Annotated in this window: 2 protein-coding genes and 1 pseudogene; all 3 read right to left on the bottom strand. The window is 76.2% G+C overall.

Going from position 1 to position 2,385, the window contains the following annotated elements; translation table 11 throughout:
- Positions 1–123: 123 nt before the first annotated feature.
- Positions 124–867 (bottom strand): hypothetical protein, encoded by a 744-nt coding sequence (locus KBX53_RS29850; protein ID WP_247676432.1) that lies wholly within the window; start codon positions 865–867, stop codon positions 124–126.
- Positions 868–974: 107 nt separating this feature from the next.
- Positions 975–1,772, bottom strand: a complete 798-nt coding sequence (yaaA, locus tag KBX53_RS29855; RefSeq protein WP_210863007.1) for a peroxide stress protein YaaA — start codon at positions 1,770–1,772, stop codon at positions 975–977.
- 64 nt (positions 1,773–1,836) lie between these two features.
- Positions 1,837–2,385: pseudogene (locus tag KBX53_RS29860) on the bottom strand (hypothetical protein); the annotation flags it as partial.

Consider the following 2,385-nt stretch of genomic DNA (forward strand, 5'->3'; position numbering starts at 1 on the left):
GCACCGTCCACAGGGCGGCCAGGCCGGTGCGGCTGGACGAGGTACGACTCACGCGGTGCACTGTGCGCCGTCGTGCCGGTGCGCGCAAGCCCGGGTCGGGCGACGTCCGGACGCCGGCACCGATCAGCAGGCGGCGCGACCCGCCGGCGCACCGACAGCACGCGCCGGGTTCATCCCGCGTGCTGTCGCCGTCCCGGGTGCCGCCATCGGTGCGCGCGCCGGCTCCAACGCCGCGCTGCGCAGGATCCGCTGCCGGTCCGGGCCGTCGGCCACGCTGACCAGGAAGCAACCGGTGCCGGGGCGGAGCCGGGCCGGCACGTCGAGCACCGCCGCGCCCCGGATGAGCACCGCTGCCAACTCCCGGTCGGTGAGCCGGACACCGAGGATGTGCCGGCGGACGTGCCGCCCGGCGGCCAGCAGCGCCGAGCGCCAGGCCGCCTCCGCCAGCCGGGTCACCAACCGCCGCCGGGCCGGCGAGGCGCCGGGCAGCGGCCCGCCGAGCAGCTCGCGCCGCCCCTGCCACCAGCCCGCGTCCAACATCCGGGTGTACGCGCCCTGGTGCTCCCGGGGCACCCACAGCCGGTGCAACTCGTAGCGGCGGCGCAGGCCGCCGACGGCAACCTCGTGGGTGACCGGGATGTCCAGCCGGGCGAGCAGTTGCCGCATGCGCTGCGCGGCGTCCTCCCGGTTGAACTCCACCCCGGGGGTGTGCTCGGCCCGTACCGCGCTCGGTCGGGCGGCGGTCGGCGGCGGTGTGCACCGGTGCAGGCAGGCGGCCTCGAACGCGTCGCCCAGTGTCAACCAACCCAGCGGGGCCGGGGACGTCGAGGGGTGGGGCCGGTCGAGCAGGGCGGGTTCGCGGGTCAACGGAGGCTCCCTTGTCGGAGTCTGGGTCGCCTTACCGTGGCCCCTGTCACGCCGTTACGGAACCGCTCCGGCCGAGCCTTGAGCAAATCTTGCGCCTGCCGTGCCCGCTACAGGTCGGTGACGACCACATCCACCTGCCGTACCCGGCCCGCGGCGGTGCCCTGCTCCAACACCGTGTGCTTCAACTCCCGCAGGGTGCCCACCAGCTCCGCCGCGGTACGCGGCCGGGCGCCGGCGACGAGGAGGTCGCGGACCAGCCGCCCCTTGGTGGCCTTGTTGAAGTGGCTGACCACCGAGCGGACCGGCACCCCGTCGACCTCCCGCTCGTGCAGAACCCGCACGGTGACGGTGCGCTCGGCCAGCTCCCCGCGCGGCGTCCAGGTGGCCGCGTACGCACCGGAGCGCAGGTCCAGCACCGGGCCCCGCCCGGCAGCCCCGTCCACCGCCGGCGTCAGCTCCCTGCGCCAGTACGCCGACAGCGCCCCGACCTCGGGCAGTCGGGCGCCGATCGGGCAGCGGTACGGCGGGATCCGGTCGGCCAGCCGTACCGCGCCCCACAGGCCGGAACTGATCAGGATCGACCGGCGGGCCGCCCGTTGCGCCGCGGCCGGCAGGGAGGCCAGGTCCAGCGCCTCGTAGAGCACCCCGGTGTAGAGCCGCTCGGCCGGGGCGGTGGCCGCCTCCCGCAGTCGGGCGTTGCGCCGCAGCTCGCCGCGTTGACCCTCGCTGAGGCCGAGTGCCGACCGCGCCGCCTGCTCGTCCGGCCCGGCGCTCAGCGCCACCAGGGCGTCCAGCACCCGCTCGCGGGCCGGGTTCAGCTCGGGCAGCGACAGCCGGTCCGGGGCCCAGCGCCGTCCGGTGCCGGCGTCGGCCTTCCCCTCCGAGGGCGGCAGCAGGATGAGCATGGGTCTCCTCGACGGGCGAAACGCGGCGCCCCACGCGCCGGCCCGGCCAGCGTACGACCAGCCCCTACCGCCAGGGCCGCACCGGGGTGTCGGGGTGGTACACGCGATAGCCGCCGACATCCCGCACCGGCGTGGCGTCACCCCGGTCGGCGAGCAGCCTGCGCAACCGCCGGTCCATCGGCGAGCCGGCCTCCACCACGTAGCCCGGCCGCTCGGCCCGCCCCACCTGCCGCCAGTACGGCCGGTAGCGGTTCTGCCCGGGGGCCAGGTCGGCGTCGAGCACCCCGCAGACCACCGACTCGTCCGTGTTGAAGATCAACCGGTTGCAGGTCCAGTAGTCCCCGTACACCTCGTGGGGCCCGTCGGCGCGCAGCGCGGCGGCCAACTCCCGGGCCTGGCGCTCCTCGGTCCGCGACGCCGCGGTGCCGGTGGCCGCGAAGAGCACGGTGATCACCAGCGTGGTCACTGTCAGCGCGGCCAACACGGCGGCGGACAGCGCGCCGGTGATCCGCCCCAGCACGCTGCTGGTGCCCCGCCAGGCGGTCAGCGCCGCCACCCAGAGCGGCCAGAGCACCGCCGGCAGCGACAGTTGCAGCTCCGACAGGTCGCGGGC

The organism is Micromonospora sp. M51 (genome assembly GCF_018070305.1).
GTDB lineage: Bacteria > Actinomycetota > Actinomycetes > Mycobacteriales > Micromonosporaceae > Micromonospora > Micromonospora parva.